14 protein-coding genes and 1 pseudogene are annotated in these 15992 nt (G+C 73.6%); 8 read left to right on the top strand and 7 right to left on the bottom strand.

What is annotated here, in order from left to right; genetic code table 11:
• The first annotated feature begins 29 nt into the window (after positions 1-29).
• From ACIQM3_RS01170 to ACIQM3_RS01150, 5 genes are all read left to right on the top strand, one after another.
• Positions 30-581, top strand: coding sequence for a hypothetical protein (locus ACIQM3_RS01170; protein WP_401617144.1), 552 nt, complete (start codon positions 30-32; stop codon positions 579-581).
• A 116-nt stretch (positions 582-697) separates the two neighbouring features.
• Positions 698-1708, top strand: a complete 1011-nt coding sequence (locus tag ACIQM3_RS01165; protein ID WP_401617141.1) for a FecCD family ABC transporter permease — start codon at positions 698-700, stop codon at positions 1706-1708.
• Positions 1705-2790 (top strand): FecCD family ABC transporter permease, encoded by a 1086-nt coding sequence (locus ACIQM3_RS01160; protein ID WP_401617138.1) that lies wholly within the window; start codon positions 1705-1707, stop codon positions 2788-2790. The genes ACIQM3_RS01165 and ACIQM3_RS01160 overlap by 4 nt, the downstream gene beginning before the upstream one ends.
• Complete coding sequence (locus ACIQM3_RS01155) at positions 2787-3647, top strand: ABC transporter ATP-binding protein (protein ID WP_401617136.1); 861 nt, start codon at positions 2787-2789, stop codon at positions 3645-3647. Before ACIQM3_RS01160 ends, ACIQM3_RS01155 begins: the two co-directional genes overlap by 4 nt.
• A gap of 1 nt (position 3648) precedes the next feature.
• Positions 3649-4626, top strand: coding sequence for an ABC transporter substrate-binding protein (locus ACIQM3_RS01150; protein WP_401617133.1), 978 nt, complete (start codon positions 3649-3651; stop codon positions 4624-4626).
• 11 nt (positions 4627-4637) lie between these two features.
• On the opposite strand, the gene ACIQM3_RS01145 is transcribed toward ACIQM3_RS01150, so the two are convergent.
• From ACIQM3_RS01145 to ACIQM3_RS01130, 4 genes are all read right to left on the bottom strand, one after another.
• A complete protein-coding gene (locus ACIQM3_RS01145; RefSeq protein ID WP_401617130.1) occupies positions 4638-5267 on the bottom strand; it encodes a hypothetical protein in 630 nt (209 codons plus the stop codon).
• Positions 5268-5369: 102 nt separating this feature from the next.
• Positions 5370-5909 carry a TetR/AcrR family transcriptional regulator gene (locus ACIQM3_RS01140; RefSeq protein WP_393757521.1) on the bottom strand — a complete coding sequence of 180 codons (540 nt, stop codon included), beginning with the start codon at positions 5907-5909 and terminating at the stop codon, positions 5370-5372.
• Positions 5910-5920: 11 nt separating this feature from the next.
• Complete coding sequence (locus ACIQM3_RS01135; RefSeq protein WP_401617127.1) at positions 5921-6502, bottom strand: sugar O-acetyltransferase; 582 nt, start codon at positions 6500-6502, stop codon at positions 5921-5923.
• Positions 6503-6558: 56 nt separating this feature from the next.
• Positions 6559-7725, bottom strand: coding sequence for a hypothetical protein (locus ACIQM3_RS01130; RefSeq protein ID WP_401617124.1), 1167 nt, complete (start codon positions 7723-7725; stop codon positions 6559-6561).
• Positions 7726-7788: 63 nt separating this feature from the next.
• On the opposite strand from ACIQM3_RS01130, the gene ACIQM3_RS01125 reads away from it, so the two are divergent.
• The gene (locus ACIQM3_RS01125; protein ID WP_401617121.1) at positions 7789-10254 is read left to right on the top strand and encodes a helicase-associated domain-containing protein; all 2466 of its coding nucleotides are present in this window, start codon (positions 7789-7791) and stop codon (positions 10252-10254) included.
• 38 nt (positions 10255-10292) lie between these two features.
• On the opposite strand, the gene ACIQM3_RS01120 is transcribed toward ACIQM3_RS01125, so the two are convergent.
• A complete protein-coding gene (locus ACIQM3_RS01120; protein ID WP_401617118.1) occupies positions 10293-11102 on the bottom strand; it encodes a uracil-DNA glycosylase in 810 nt (269 codons plus the stop codon).
• 272 nt (positions 11103-11374) lie between these two features.
• Here ACIQM3_RS01120 and ACIQM3_RS01115 point away from each other — a divergent pair, with 272 nt between their 5' ends.
• Positions 11375-13018: a DNA repair helicase XPB gene (locus ACIQM3_RS01115; protein ID WP_401617115.1), complete on the top strand. Its 1644-nt coding sequence runs from the start codon at positions 11375-11377 to the stop codon at positions 13016-13018.
• A gap of 20 nt (positions 13019-13038) precedes the next feature.
• On the opposite strand, the gene ACIQM3_RS01110 is transcribed toward ACIQM3_RS01115, so the two are convergent.
• Positions 13039-13230 (bottom strand): hypothetical protein, encoded by a 192-nt coding sequence (locus ACIQM3_RS01110; protein WP_401619916.1) that lies wholly within the window; start codon positions 13228-13230, stop codon positions 13039-13041.
• Positions 13231-13377: 147 nt separating this feature from the next.
• A pseudogene (locus ACIQM3_RS01105) lies at positions 13378-13593 on the bottom strand (zinc-binding dehydrogenase); the annotation flags it as partial.
• A gap of 285 nt (positions 13594-13878) precedes the next feature.
• Between ACIQM3_RS01105 and ACIQM3_RS01100 the strand changes: the two are divergent.
• Positions 13879-15939, top strand: coding sequence for a HelD family protein (locus tag ACIQM3_RS01100; RefSeq protein WP_401617112.1), 2061 nt, complete (start codon positions 13879-13881; stop codon positions 15937-15939).
• Positions 15940-15992 lie beyond the last annotated feature (53 nt).

Here is a 15992-nt window from a genome sequence, read left to right as displayed (position 1 = left end):
CGCATCCGCCCCCTACCGAGGAACGGCCCTTGACCCCGTACTCCCTGGCGTTCTACGTCCATGCCGTCACCACCGGCACCGTGCTCGGCCTCCGCCCCGAGGGGTCCCCCGACGAGGTCGCCTCTGTCCTTGGGACGGACTTCGCCGAGAGCGACTTCGGCCGGGCCATGTGCCGTGACTACGGCCTGGCGGAGTTCCACTACCACCGCGCCGGGGCCCGCGACCCCTGGTCGGGGCACCACTTCAGCCTCCAGGTGCACCGGCTCGCCCGCCGTGACCGCACCCTCCCGGGCGAGGTGCTCCGGGCCCGCTACGGACGGTTCGCCCCGCGGCTCCGGTTCGAGAAGCTGGAGCGTCTCCTGCGGCGGCGGGGCGTCCCGCTGGTGGAGATCCCGGAGTACCCCGGGAACGCGCCGTACTACCGCACGTTCTGGCAGCCCGCCTCGCGGACGGCCGTCTCCTTCATCGCCGTACACGGGGAGTACAGCACGCCGGACGGCCTGCGGGTGGGGGACGTCCACAAGATCCAGGCCCCCGTCACCGCCGAGGAGGTCGCCCTGCGCAGGGCGAGGGCCCGGTGACGGAGCCCATGGGCGCCCTGCCCCGGTTCATGGGCCGCACATAGACTTAGCCAAGCCTTACCTCGCAATGCCCTGATCCGTGCAGTTCCTGGCCCTCGCTCCCCCGATTGGTTCCGATGGCAGCCGCCGCTCCACGCCTGTCCAGACGCGCGCTCGCGACCGCTGCCGCCGTCGTCGCCCTGCTGCTCTCCGTCCTGCTCAGCCTCGCCGTGGGGGCCAGGACCATCGCGCCGTCCGCGGTCCTCGACGCCCTGCTGCACGGCGGGCACTCCGACGCCGCCGAGGTGATCCGGCAGATGCGGGTGCCGCGCACCGTGATCGGGCTGATGGTCGGCGCGGCGCTCGCCCTCGCGGGCACGGTCCTCCAGGGCATCACGCGTAACCCCATCGCCGACCCGGGGATCCTCGGGATCAGCCAGGGCGCCTCGGTGGCCGTCGTCCTGGCCATCGCCTACGCGGGGATCCACACCCTCACCGGCTATGTGTGGTTCGCCTTCGGCGGGGCAGCCGTCGCTTCCGTCGCCGTGTACGCCATCGCCTCCCGGGGCCGGGGCGGCGCGACGCCGGTCAAGCTCGCGCTGGGCGGCGCCGCGATCAACGCGCTGCTCGTGTCGGTGACCATGGCGGTGCTCACCACGAAGGCGTCCGCGCTCGACGAGTTCCGCTTCTGGCAGGTGGGCTCGATCGCCGGCCGGGAGGCCCAGGTCGCCCAGCAGATCTGGCCGTTCCTACTGATCGGGGCCGCCCTCGTGGTGTCCGTCGCGCGCGGGCTCGACGCGCTGGCGCTCGGCGAGGACGTCGCGAAGGGTCTGGGGCAGAACGTCGCGGCCGTCCGCATCGTCGGCGGCATCGGGGCCACCGTGCTCACCGGCGCGGGCGTCGCGGCGGCCGGACCCATCGCCTTCGTCGGTCTCGCGGTGCCGCACATCGCCCGCGCGATCGTGGGCGGCGACCACCGCTGGGTGCTGCCGATGGCGGCCCTCGTCGGGCCCGTGATGCTGCTCGTCTCCGATGTCGTCGGCCGGGTCCTGTTCCCGCCCGGCGAGGTCCCGGCAGGCGTGATGACGGCGCTGATCGGCGTGCCGTTCCTGGTCACCCTCGTACGCCGGAAGGCGGTGCCCGCATGAGCGCGGACACGGCAGTGCCCGTACGGACCCCGGTCCGTCCCGCCGGCTACCAGGTCGTACGGGTCGGGAAGCGGGCCCGGTTCCTGCTCCACCGGCGCGCCGGGCTGGTCGCCGTGGCCCTCGTCGTCCTGCTGGCGGCGGTCTGTGTCGCCTACCTCTGCACCGGTGAGAGCTTCGTGGCGCCCGCGGAGGTCGTGAAGGTCGTCCTCGGGCAGCCGTCGCCCGACGAACTGGTCGTGGGCACCCTGCGGCTGCCCCGCATGGTCGTCGGGCTGCTCGTCGGCGCGGCCTTCGGGATCGCCGGGGCGCTCATCCAGACCGTCGCCCGCAACCCGCTCGCCAGCCCCGACATCATCGGCATCAGCCAGGGCGCGAGCGCGCTCACGGTCGGCGCGATGACCTTCGGCCTCACCTCGTACACCGTCCTGCCCTACCTCTCCGTCATGGGCGGCGTCGCCGCCGCCGCGCTCGTCTATCTCTTCGCGTGGCGCGGCGGGCTCCACGCGACCCGCTTCGTCCTCATCGGGATCGGCTTCGCGATCGCCCTGCGGTCGGTGACCACCCTGTTCCTGACGAAGGGCGACTACCTGGTCGCCCAACAGGCGCAGATCTGGATGACGGGCTCGCTCAACGGCCGCGGCTGGAACGAGGCCGCCCCGATCGGCTGGGCCCTCCTGGTCCTGCTCCCGGCCGTCCTGTGGGCGGCGCGCGCGCAGCGCACCGTCTCGATGGACGACGACACCGCGACGGCGCTGGGCGTCCGCCTCGGACGCGTACGGCTGGGGCTCGTCGCCCTCGGGGTGGTCCTGGCGTCGGTGGCGACGGGGACGGCCGGGCCGGTCGACTTCGTGGCGCTGCTCGCCCCGCAGATCGCCCGCCGGATGACGCGTACGGCGCAGATCCCGCTGCTGTGCTCGGCGCTGCTCGGCGCCGTGATCGTCGTCCTCGCGGATCTGCTGGCCCGCAGGCTCTTCTCCCCCACCGAGCTCCCGGTGGGTGTGCTGACGGCGGCGGTCGGCGCCCCGTATCTGATCTGGCTGATCATCCGTGGCCACGGCGGCCGCAGTGGAGGCAACGCATGACGACGACCCGTACGCAGGACACCGCCACGTCCAGGCTCACGGCGCGCGCCCTGACCCTCGCCTACGACGACCGCACCGTCGTGCACGAGCTGGACCTGGCCGTGCCCGACGGGTGCGTGACGGTCATCGTCGGCCCCAACGCCTGCGGCAAGTCCACGACCCTGCGCGCGCTGGGCCGGCTGCTGAAGCCGGCCGGCGGATCCGTGCTCCTGGACGGTACGGAACTGTCGCGCATCCCCACGCGCACGATCGCCCAGTCGGTCGGGCTGCTCCCGCAGACGCCCGTGGCACCCGAGGCGATCACCGTCTCCGACCTGGTCGCCCGCGGCCGCCAGCCGCACCAGCGCTGGTGGCAGCAGTGGTCGGACGCGGACGAGCGCGCGGTGAGCGACGCCATGGAGCGCACGGACATCACCGCGCTCGGCGACCGGCCGGTGGACGAGCTGTCCGGGGGCCAGCGCCAGCGGGTGTGGATCGCGATGGCGCTCGCGCAGGACACGGATCTGCTGCTGCTCGACGAGCCGACGACGTACCTCGACATCGCGCACCAGGTCGAGGTCCTGGACCTGGTGCGCCGGCTCGCCGCCCCGGCCGCGGACGGCAGCCGGGGGCGGACCGTCGTCACCGTCCTGCACGACCTCAACCAGGCCGCCCGTTACGCCGACCACCTCGTCGCCATGAAGGCCGGCCGCATCGTCGCCGAGGGGCGGCCCGGGGACGTCGTCACCGCCGAGCTCGTGCGCGAGGTCTTCGGCCTGGAAGCCGTCGTCGTCCCGGACCCGGTCACGGGCTCGCCGCTCGTCGTACCCGGCGCGCCCTGGACTCCCGCCCCGTCCTCTTCAGGAAAGGCTCTCTGACATGCCCGTCTCGTCCCGTCTGCTCGTCACCGGTTCGCTGGCAGTGACCGCCGTACTGACCCTCACCTCCTGCGGCTCGTCCGACTCCGGCTCCGGCTCCGGCGGCTCGGCCTCGTCCTCCGACGGCAGGACCCACACGGTCGCCACGGCCATGGGCAACATCAAGGTCCCCGTCGCCCCGAAGCGGGTCGTCGTCCTGGACACCGCGGAGCTGGACTCGGCGCTCACCCTCGGCGTGACGCCGGTCGGCGCCACGCACACCGGCACGGAGTCGGGTTACCTGAGCTACCTGCCGAAGGAGAAGGTCGCGGGCATCGAGGACGTCGGCGAGATGATGACGCCGAACCTGGAGGCGATCGCGGGGCTGAAGCCGGATCTGATCCTCACCAGCAAGATCCGCCACGGCGACAAGTACGACGAACTCTCGAAGATCGCCCCGACGGTCATGACGGAGAACACGGGCTATCCCTGGAAGGAGAACTTCCAGGTCCACGCCAACGCGCTCGGCAAGGTCCCGGTGGCCGAGAAGGTCATCGCCGGCTACGACGCACACGTCGGCGAGGTCACCGAGGCGCTCGGCGGCAAGAAGAAGGCGGCGGCCACCGAGGTCAACATGGTGCGCTTCGTCGAGGGCGCGGACATCCGCGTCTACGGCCGCCAGAGCTACATCGCGACGATCCTCGCCGACGTCGGCCTCGGCCGGCCCGCGATCGTCGACAAGGCCAAGGACGGCTTCTCGTACGACGTCAGCCCGGAGAAGATCGACCAGGCGGACGCGGACGTCGTCTTCCACTCGACGTACGGGGACGCGGAGAAGTCCAAGCAGAAGCAGACCGTGGGCAGCGGGCTCTGGAAGAACATGGGCGCGGTGAAGGCCGGCCAGGTGTTCCCGGTCGAGGACGGGCTGTGGATCCAGGGCATCGGCTACACGGCGGCGGACAAGATCCTGGACGAGCTCCAGGCGGACCTGACGAAGTAGGGCCCGCGCGGTCACCCCTCCCGGTTCCGGCGCCCCAGCGCTTCCCGGAGCCTGACGGCCGCCGGAGCCACCAGGAGCGGGGCCACGATGCCGCCCAGCGCCGCGTAGCCGACCGAGGGGTACTCGCCGCGGAGGAAGACGGAGAGGCTGTCCGAGCGGGCGCCTCCCTTGCCGCCGAGCGTCGTCGTCACCACGACGACGCCGGCGGCTCCCAGCAGGCCGCAGCCCGCCGCGAGCAGGCCGTGGCCGGCCGCCCCGGTGAGCCGGCGCGGCTCATGGCTCCGGCGCCACGCCGAGCTGTTCTCGAAGAGGCCGCCCAGGCCCACGACGACACCGCCGACGCACGGGAAGAGCACGAACCCGGCCGAGGCGGCAAGGCCGTACCCGCCGCCGGGCCACCGCGGGGCGACGTCACGCCACACGTCCTCCGGCAGTGGGGAGAGGAACAGCAGCACAGCCCCGCAGACGACGGTGGCCAGGACCAGCGCCCCGGCCACCGGCCACAGCTTCCCGCGCCGCTCCCGGCGCTGCCCGCCGCCGTCGGACGCGGTCCGCTTCGCCGCGCGCCTCGTTTCCTCGGCCCGCTTCGCCGCGCGCCTGCGCCGCGTCTCCCTGGCCCTTGCCCCGGACCCGCGTGCCATGGTCCCAACCCCCCTCGTAGAGCGTGAGGGAGATGGTCTCATCGGTGGAGAAGCCTGTGGGGCGCGGTGTCAGGTCCGCGCCCCACAGGCGGTTCGGTGGTCCTAGGAGGTCATGCGCAGGACCGCCAGCCGCGTCAGCTCGCGGTCCTGCGGCTCGGTGTCGAGGGACCGGTGCAGGGCCAGCCCCTCGATCAGCGCGTCCAGCTGACGGGCGGTGTCCGGGTCGAAGTGCTGCTCCAGCAGGCGGCGGCTGCGGTTCATCCACGCATGGGTGAGCTCGCGGTACTCGTCGCGCCGGGCGGCCAGCGTGTAGAGCTCCTGGGTGAGGACGAGGTCGCGCCGGGGGCCCTCGGAGAGCACGTGGATGAGGTCGGTGACGGCCTCACGCGCCTGCTCGGGGGTGTCGACCCGGCCCAGGTGCAGCTCGAAGACGGCCACGATGTGGTCGGCGAAGCGGGTGAAGGCCTCGCGCAGCAGGTCGTCTATGCCGTCGAAGTGGTACGTCATCGAGCCCAGCGGGACCTCGGCGCGGCCTGCGATCTTGCGGTGGGAGACGCCGACGACGCCCTCCTCGGCGATGTGGTCGAGCGTGGCGGCGAGGATGCGCTCGCGCCGCTGCGGATCCGTGCGTCCGGTGGCCATGGGCGGGCGGGTCAGACGCCGCGGACGACGCGTGCGGGGTTGCCCACGGCGACGACGTCGGCGGGGATGTCCTTCGTGACCACGGCTCCGGCCCCGATCACGGAGTTGGAACCGATGGTCACCCCGGGGCAGACGACGACCCCGCCGCCGAGCCAGACGTTGTCACCGATGGTGATGGGGAGCGCCGCTTCCAGCTTGTCCCTGCGGGGCTCGGGCTCCACGGGGTGGGTGGGGGTCAGGAGCTGGACGTTGGGGCCGATCTGACAGTCCTCGCCGATGGTGATGCGCGCGACGTCCAGCGCCGTGAGGTGGTAGTTGACGAAGGTGCGGGCGCCGATCGTGATGTTGCTGCCGTAGTCGACGTAGAGCGGCGGGCGCAGGTCGACGCCCTCGCCCACGGAGTCCAGCAGCTCCGCCAGGATCGTCCTGGCCGCGTCGGCGTCCTCGGTGTAGGCGGCCTGGAAGCGGGCCGCGAGGCGCATGGCCCGCTGCTGCCGCCGGCCGATCTCCGGGTCGTCGGCGACGTAGAGGTCACCGGCGAGCATGCGCTCGAGGTTGGTACGCGGATCGTTGGCGAAGTAGTCCGTCGGCATGCGTACGATCGTACACCCTGAAGTGTACGAACGTACACTCTCCGTGCCGGCCGCTGTCATCCCGCCAGCCTGCGTGACCGCCACACCAGATACAACGCCGACGACACCGCCGCCACCCGCACCACCACGGGCCAGACGTCCGTCATCGCGTCCCCCATCGCGTCCGCCGCGAGGGGTTCGCCCCAGCGGCCGTCCGTACGGCCCCACAGCCAGACGAAGGCTCCGGCCACGACCACGCCCGGCAGGCCCAGCGCGACCCACTTGGCCTCGGCGCGCGAGAACTTGCGCGAGCTGTACGCCAGCAGCCAGCCGCCCGCGAGCGCCAGCCACGACCCGGTCACGGCGCCGGCCACCAGCAGGGCAGCCGCCAGCAGCAGCAACGGGTTCGAGAGGCGGGGCCGCACGGCGGCCTCGCCGTCCACGGCGGCCCGCCGGACACGGCGCAGCCGTAGCTTCCGCCGCCGGGGCGCCGGCGGCTCGGCCTCCTTCCCGGCCTCCGTCGGCCCGGGCTCCTCCGCCTCGGCCGGCGCACGCGGCCCCGGGGCCTTCGGAGCGCTCGGCAATCCGAACAGCTCCGGGCTCTCCAGCCCGCCCACGAACCCCGGCACGGCGGTGCCGGGCCCCATGGCCCCCGGCACGCCCTGCCCGCCGGGTCCGCCTTCACCGAAGGGTCCCGGCTCGATCCGCCACCACTCGGGCTCCGCCCCGGCGGGCGCCTGGTCCAGGCCGGCCATGTGCGGCGCGGAAGCCGACGGCCAGTCCGGGTCCGGCTCGCCGGACGCCCTTTTCTCGGTGTCCGGCTCCCCGAGCCCCGACTCCGGGCTCCCGGCGGCGCTCCGGGGCTCCTTGCGGCCCGGCGACGCGCCCTTGCGCGGCGCGGCTTTCCCGAGCACGCTCCGCCGCGCCCGTGGTACCCCGCGCGGTTCCGCGGTGTCCGTGGCCGTGCCCGCGGCCGCGTCCGCCCGGGGAGACGGCAGGGACACCGCCCCGTCGCCCGACTCGGCCGCAGCGGCCACGAGTTCACCCGGGGCGCCGAGCCGTCCGAGGATGCGCCGGACCACCGCGGGAGAGTCCGAGCCGTCCGTGGAGCGCTGCCGGTCGATCTCGCCCCGGAGCGTCGCGACGAGCCTCATCCGGGCGCCCGAGGACAGCTGTTGCTGCTGTGCCAGGTCACCGACCCGGCTGAGGTAGTCGTAGACAAGCTGGTCGCTCTCGATCCCCACGCGATCGTTCTCCCTCCACCGCCCTGCCCCGACCGTAGCGTTCCAGGGGCTACCGTGGGACGGATGGGGACGACCACACCACCGCGCACGCTCGCCGAAGCTCTGCGCGCCCGGGGCGACGAATCGCTGGCAGGGCTGCTGCGTGCCCGCCCCGACCTGCTCAGCCCCGTGCCGAACGACATCACCCAGCTGGCGACGCGGGCCGGCACCCGCGCCTCCGTCGTCCGTGCGCTGGAGCACCTCGACCGCTTCGCCCTGCAGACCGCGGAGGCGCTGGCCGTGGCGCCGGACCCGGCGCCGTACGACACGCTGCTCGCGCTCCTCACCGGTGACGGCCAGGACGACGGCGACGGGCGCGACGACGCGGGTGCGGCGATCACCGCCGCGCTGCCCGGCGCCCTCTCGACGCTCCGCGAACAGGCCCTGGTCTGGGGCGAGGACACCCGGCTGCACCTCGTGCGCACCGCGCGCGAGCTGCTCGCCCCGTCACCGCAGCACCCCTCCCCCACGGGCCTCGGCCCGACCGTCTCCGAGGCCACGGCCGGGATGTCGCCCGGCAGGCTGCAGGAGATCCTGGCCGCCGCCGGGCTGCCCGCCACCCACGACCCGGTGTCCGCCGTCTCGGCGCTGGCCGGGCTCTTCACGGACCGGACGAGGATGGCGGAGCTGCTGGACACCGCCCCCGTCGAGGCGCTGTCCGTGCTCGACCGGCTGGTGTGGGGGCCGCCGTACGGGGAGGTCACCCCGAACCCCGCGCCGCCCGTGCAATGGCTGCGCGACCGCGGGCTGTTGCTGCCCGTGTCCACGCGCACCGTCGTCCTGCCGCGCGAGGCGGCGCTGCATCTGCGGGCCGGCCGCGCCCACCGGGTGCCCGAGCCCGTGCCCCCGGTGATCGTGGCGGCGGCCGAGCGGGATCCCCAGGCTGTGGACAGAGCGGCGGCGGGTCAGGGCTTCATGGCGCTGTCCACCGTCGAGGAGCTCCTCAAGCTCTGGAACGACGGCGGTCCGGCCATCCTCCGCGCGGGCGGCCTGAGCGTGCGCGAGCTGAAGCGCGCCGCGAGCGCGCTCGACGTCTCGGAGACCGTCGCCGCCTTCTGGATCGAACTCGCCTACGCGGCGGGCCTGCTGGCCTCCGACGGCGAGACCGACGAGCGGTACGCCCCGACGCCCGCGTCCGACGAGTGGCTGGACCTCCCCGCCCAGGACCGCTGGACCCACCTCGCCACCGCCTGGCTCGCCGCCACCCGCACCGCGGGTCTGATCGGCGGCCAGGACGCCAAGGGCAGGGCGCTGTCCGCACTCGGCCCCGATCTGGACCGCTCGGCCGCCCCCGAGGTACGCCGCCGGGTGCTGGCCCTGTTCGCCTCGCTCCCGCCGGGCACCGCTCCCGACCCGCAGACGCTGCTCGCCCGGCTCCGCTGGGAACGGCCGCTGCGCTCCCAGGCCCCGGGCGGACCGCCGGCGCCGGGCGACGCCTCCGACCTCCGTTCCCGGATCGCCCTGTGGACGGTCAACGACGCGGAGCTGCTGGGGATCACCGGCCGCGGCGCCCTCTCCTCCCAGGCCCGCGCGCTGCTCGACGAGGGCCCCGACGCGGCCGCCGCCCGCCTCGCCCCGCTGATCCCCGAACCCCTGGACCACGTGCTGCTCCAGGCCGACCTGACGGCGGTCGCCCCCGGCCCGCTGGAACGCCCGCTCGCCGACATGCTCTCGGTGCTCGCCGACATCGAGTCCAAGGGTGGTGCGACGGTCTACCGCTTCACCCCCGGCTCCGTACGCCGCGCGCTCGACGCCGGACAGGCCGCGACGGACCTGCACGCCTTCCTGGCCACCCACAGCCGTACGCCGGTGCCGCAGCCGCTGAGCTACCTCATCGACGACGTGGCCCGACGCCACGGCCACCTGCGGATCGGCGCCGCCTCCGCGTACGTACGCTGCGACGACGAGGCCGTGCTCAACGAGATCCTGGCCGACAAGCGCTCGGCCACCCTGCGGCTGCGCCGGCTGGCACCGACCGTCCTGGCCTCGCAGGCCGACCCGGGGTCGCTCCTCGAAGGGCTGCGCGAGATGGGGTACGCCCCCGCCGCCGAGTCCGCCGAGGGTGACGTCCTGATCACCCGCGCCGGCGCCCGCCGCACTCCGCCGCGTACGCCTCCCGTCCCCGTCCCCGAGGGCCCGCCGGTCCCGGACGCCACCCTGCTGAGCGCCGCGGTCCGGGCCGTCCGGGCGGGCGACTCGGCAGCCAGAGCCGTCCACAAGGAGGGCCCGGACACGGCCACGGCGGGCTCACTCCCCCGCACGGCCCCCGCCGAGACCCTGGCCACGGTGCAGGCGGCCGCGATGACCGGCTCGGCCGTCTGGATCGGCTACGTCAACGCCGACGGCGCGGCCAGCCAGCGGGTGATCGCCCCGGTCAAGGTGGAGGGCGGCTTCGTGACGGCGTACGACCACACGGCCGACGAGGTCCGGACGTATCCGCTGCACCGGATCACGGGCGTGGCGGAGCTCGCCGACGAGCAGATGCCCTGAGAAGTCGTCGGGAAGTTACGGACACACATCGGTCCCATTTACCCGATATCGCCGTCCGCAACTTCCCCACGACCGGGCCGTCCGACGGTCGCGGCCTCGCGGAGCACGTCGACCAGCATGGGCATGGTGAGCCGGCCGGTGAACGTGTTGCGCTGACTCGGGTGGTAGCTCCCCAGCAGGTGCAGTTCCTGCCTGCGCTCCGTGGCGGGCAGCACGACGTGCGCACCGTGGCCGAAGGCGGGACGCGGGCGCGGCAGCCGCCACCCCGCCTCGGCGAGCACCGGGAGCACCGCCTGCCAGCCGAACCCGCCGAGGACGACCACCGCGCGCAGTCCCGGGCTCAGCAGGTCCAGTTCGGCGGCCAGCCAGGGACGGCAGTTGTCGCGTTCCTCCGGCGTGGGCCTGTTCGCCGGGGGCGCGCAGTGCACGGGGGAGGTGAGCCGTACGCCGCGCAGCGTGAGCCCGTCCTCCGCGTGGACGGAGGACGGCTGGGAGGCCAGGCCCACGGTGTGCAGCGCGGCGAAGAGGAAGTCGCCGGCCGCGTCGCCGGTGAACATCCGGCCGGTCCTGTTGCCGCCGTGGGCGGCGGGGGCGAGCCCGACCACCGCCACCGTGGCGTCGGGCGGCCCGAAGCCGGGGACGGGCCGCGCCCAGTAGTCCCAGTCCTGGAAGGCCGCGCGCTTGGTCGCGGCGATCTCCTCCCGCCAGGCGACCAGCCGGGGGCAGGCGCGGCACCGCGTGACGAGGGCGTCCAGCTCCCCCGGCGTGCCGCACCGCGGCGCGTGGTGCGCCGGGAAGCCCCGGTCCTCGGCGCCCGGCGCCCGTCCTGCGGCTTCCGCTCCGTCCATCCCTCCACGCTACGGGCCCGGGGCCTTCGTCCGGGTCAGCGCCGGAGGAACATGGCCGGCAGCACTGCGGATCGCGGACGACCGCGGCGGTCGGAACGGACGTCGTCCGTGCCATGACGTGCGTCACAGGCGGTCTCAGGGTACGTACGCGCGGTGCCCGCTTCCAGGGGCGTCGGCCGCAGGAGCCCCGCCCGTCGGCGGCCGATGAGGCACACTGGACGTTTGGCCGTTCGCACCCGGCGGCCACCCCACGCCGGAAAGGGCCGACGCGCGTGACCGGACCCCTCATCGTCCAGAGCGACAAGACGCTGCTCCTCGAGGTCGACCACGACCAGGCCGAGGCCTGCCGCCGTGTCATCGCACCCTTCGCCGAGCTGGAGCGTGCCCCCGAGCACATCCACACCTACCGGGTGACCCCGCTCGGCCTGTGGAACGCCCGCGCCGCGGGGCACGACGCCGAGCAGGTCGTCGACGCGCTCGTGGAGTACTCGCGCTACCCCGTGCCGCACGCGCTCCTCGTCGACATCGCCGAGACGATGGCGCGGTACGGCCGCCTCACCCTGTCCAAGCACCCGGTCCACGGGCTCGTGCTGACGTCCAACGACCGGCCGGTGCTGGAGGAGATCCTCCGCTCGAAGAAGGTCCAGCCGCTGGTCGGGGCGCGCCTCGACCCGGACACCGTGGCCGTGCACCCCTCGGAGCGCGGCCAGATCAAGCAGACACTGCTGAAGCTGGGCTGGCCCGCCGAGGACCTCGCCGGATACGTCGACGGCGAGGCGCACCCGATCGAGCTCGACCAGGAGAGCTGGTCGCTGCGCCCGTACCAGAAGCAGGCCGTCGAGGGCTTCTGGCACGGCGGCTCGGGCGTCGTCGTCCTCCCCTGCGGCGCGGGCAAGACCCTGGTCGGAGCCGGCGCCATGGCGGAGGCCAAGGCGACCACCCTGATCCTGGTCACCAACACCGTCTCCGCCCGGCAGTGGAAGCACGAGCTGGTGAAGCGGACCTCGCTGACCGAGGAGGAGATCGGCGAGTACAGCGGTACGCGCAAGGAGATCCGGCCGGTCACCATCGCCACGTACCAGGTGCTGACGACCCGCCGTAAGGGGATCTACCCGCACCTGGAGCTGTTCGACTCCCGTGACTGGGGGCTCGTGATCTACGACGAGGTGCACCTGCTGCCCGCGCCGGTCTTCAAGTTCACCGCCGACCTCCAGGCCCGCCGTCGTCTCGGGCTCACCGCGACGCTGGTGCGTGAGGACGGGCGCGAGTCGGACGTCTTCTCGCTCATCGGGCCCAAGCGGTTCGACGCCCCGTGGAAGGAGATCGAGGCGCAGGGCTACATCGCGCCCGCCGACTGCGTCGAGGTCCGCGTGAACCTCACGGACTCGGAGCGCCTCGCCTACGCGACGGCGGAGGCCGAGGAGAAGTACCGGTTCTGCGCGACGACCGCGACGAAGCGGAAGGTCACCGAGGCGCTCGTACGCAAGCACCAGGGAGAGCAGACCCTGGTCATCGGGCAGTACATCGACCAGCTCGACGAGCTCGGTGAGCACCTGGACGCCCCGGTGATCAAGGGCGAGACGAGCAACGCGCAGCGCGAGAAGCTGTTCGAGGCCTTCCGTCAGGGCGAGATCAGTGTGCTGGTCGTCTCGAAGGTCGCGAACTTCTCGATCGACCTGCCGGAGGCGACGGTCGCCATCCAGGTGTCGGGGACGTTCGGCTCGCGCCAGGAGGAGGCACAGCGGCTCGGCCGGGTGCTGCGGCCGAAGGCGGACGGGCACGAGGCCCGGTTCTACTCGGTGGTCGCGCGCGACACGATCGACCAGGACTTCGCGGCGCACCGCCAGCGGTTCCTGGCCGAGCAGGGGTACGCGTACCGGATCGTCGACGCGGACGAGTTGCTGACGGAGAGCTGACAGGGATCGGTGGCCGGGGCCTAGCGGTGGCGGCGGACGACGCCCGCCTCCTCCGCGTACTCCCCGAGGACGGCCACACCGAACGCGGTGCGTGTGAAGACCGAGACGGCGCGCACCGCGTTTCCTATGCGGTGGCCGCGTGGGTGACCGGTGGCCGCCGTGGCGCCGTGCGCGGGGCCGGTCCTTCGTGGGTTCAGCTGGACGGTGCTCATGTACTCCATGGTGCTCCGCCGGCCCGCTCCCCTGCATCGGCCGACCGGCCGAAGAATGTGCGGATCCGGGTCGGCCGAAAGACGGACCCGTCCCCTACGGGACGGACGGTGCCGCGCCGCTCGCGGTCGGACCGTCAAGACGGTCTTACCGACCTGTTGTCCCCGCTCCAGGTACCGGTGCGCCCGGACGATCTCGTCGAGGCCGAACTCCCTGTCGGCGGCGGGCCGTAGCACCCCGGTGCGCAGACCGGCGTACCACCGTGGGATCGGGCGTGTGCTCGGAGCCGGCGGGACCCTGCGGCGAAGCCGCCATCGACTTCCAGGGGTCGGAGCAGGACGCTTCCGACGGCCGGTAGGCGACACCGGGCGCCCCGACGCCCGGCGGGGACGTCCGGTCCCCGTGATCTATTCGTTCGCCCCCGGGGGCGGCGGTCGATACAATCGCCGGTCTGCCCGCCTCCCGCACCGTGGTACCGGCCTGCCCTTCGAGCGGCCGGCAGCCGGGGGAGCGCCGCCGACCGGACGGAAACCGGCCGACAACAGCCGCACGCGCCCACCCCGCGTGCGCATCTGTGTGTGAACGTCCCCGAGCGGACCGGGCGGTGAGCCCTGTCCGCCGTCCTGCGACGAAAAGCCGGAGGCAACACCGTGCCCGCGCACGAAGAGTCAAGCAATCCACTGGTCAGGGAGCGGGCGCACCTTGCCGCGTCCCGTGCCGCGCTGCGCGCCATGCGCGAGGACGTGCAGGCGCTCGACATCCGCGACGTCACCGCGAACTGGGTCAACGCCGCGGTCCTCCAGTCGCAGATCGACGACCGCATCAAGGCGCTCGCCGACCTCACCCACACCCCGCTGTTCTTCGGACGCCTCGACTATCTGCACGTGGTCGGGGCCGAGAAGGCGGAGGGCGCCGAGGGAGAGCGGTTCTACATCGGGCGCCGCCACGTCCACGACGCCCATGGCGACCCCATGGTCATCGACTGGCGCGCCCCGGTCTCCCAGCCGTTCTACCAGGCCTCCAGGAACAACCCGCTGGACGTCGACCACCGCCGCCGCTTCGGCTACACCGGCGGGGAGCTGACCGCGTACGAGGACGAGTACCTCACGGACCCGGCGGAGACCGAGCAGACCAGCAAGCTCCTCCAGGCCGAGATCGAGCGGCCCCGTGTCGGCCCGATGCGCGACATCGTGGCGACGATCCAGCCGGAGCAGGACGAGATCGTCCGAAGTGGTCTCGGCGGCACGGTCTGCGTCCAGGGAGGCCCCGGGACCGGGAAGACGGCCGTCGGCCTGCACCGTGTCGCCTACCTCCTGTACGCGCACCGCGAGCGCCTCGCCCGCACCGGCACCCTCGTCGTCGGCCCGAACCGGTCGTTCCTCCACTACATCGAGCAGGTCCTGCCCGCGCTGGGCGAGCTGGAGGTGCAGCAGGCCACCGTCGAGGACCTGGTGGCGGCGCGCGTCGAGGTGCGTGGCACGGACGAGGCCGCCGCCGCGGTGATCAAGGGCGACGCACGGATGGCGCAGGTCCTGCGCCGGGCGATCCGCTCGCACGTGACGCCTCCGACGGAGCCGGTCGTGGTGGTGCGCGGCTCCCGCCGCTGGCGGGTCCCGGCGTACGAGGTCGAGGAGATGACCACCGAGCTGCTGGCCCGCGACATGCGGTACGGGGCCGCCCACGAGGCCCTTCCGCAGCGCATCGCCCACGCCGTCCTCGTGCGGATGGAGGAGGCGGGCGAGGCCCCCGACGACCGGGTGCAGAACGCGGTGGCGCGCAATCCCGCGGTGAAGGCGGCGGTGAAGGCGGTCTGGCCGGCGGTGGACCCGGCGAAGCTGGTGCTGCGGCTCCTGACGGACGCGGAGTTCCTGGCCGCGCACGCGGAGGGGCTCCTCACCGATGACGAGCAGAAGCAGATCGTCATGGCGAAGCCCGCCCGCAGCGTGAAGTCGGCGAAGTGGACGGCGGCGGACGCGGTCCTGATCGACGAGGCGGCCGACCTGGTGGCCCGGACGCACTCGCTGGGCCATGTCGTGATCGACGAGGCGCAGGACCTGTCCCCGATGCAGTACCGCGCGGTGGGCCGCCGCTGCTCGACCGGTTCGGCGACGGTGCTCGGCGACCTGGCGCAGGGGACGACGCCGTGGTCGACGGGGAGCTGGGAGCAGGCGCTCTTCCATCTGGGCAAGGCGGACGCGGTGGTGGAGGAGCTCACGGCCGGTTTCCGTGTGCCGCGCGAGGTCATCGCGTACGCCTCCCGGCTGCTCCCCGCGATCTCGCCGGGCCTGGCCCCGGTGGAGTCGGTGCGTGAGACGCCCGGCTCCCTCGCGGTGCGTGAGGTGGCGGAGGCCGACGAGCTGGACTCCGCGGTGGTCGCGGCGTGTGCGGAATCGCTGCGGAACGAAGGCTCGATCGGCCTGATCGCCGCCGACGCCCGCATCCCGGCCCTGGCGGCGGCGCTCGGGGCGGCGGGCCACGCGTATCTCTCCCCGGGCGAGGAGACGACCGCCGCGTCCCGGCTGACGCTGGTCCCGGCCTCGCTGGCCAAGGGCCTGGAGTACGACTACGTGGTGCTGGACGAACCGGCGGCCGTGGTCGACGGCGAGCCCGACGAACGCACGGGCCTGCGCCGCCTGTACGTGGCCCTGACCCGCGCGGTGTCGGGCCTGGTCGTGCTGCACGCGGCCGCGCTGCCGGAGCAACTCGGCTAGTCCGGACCGCCACACGCGGGACCCGACCGGCACACGCGGGACCCGACCGGCAC

This window comes from Streptomyces sp. NPDC091271 (genome assembly GCF_044757505.1).
Lineage (GTDB): Bacteria > Actinomycetota > Actinomycetes > Streptomycetales > Streptomycetaceae > Streptomyces.
The sequence above is the reverse complement of the archived record's forward strand: the minus strand, read 5'-3'. Positions and strand labels throughout refer to the sequence as shown.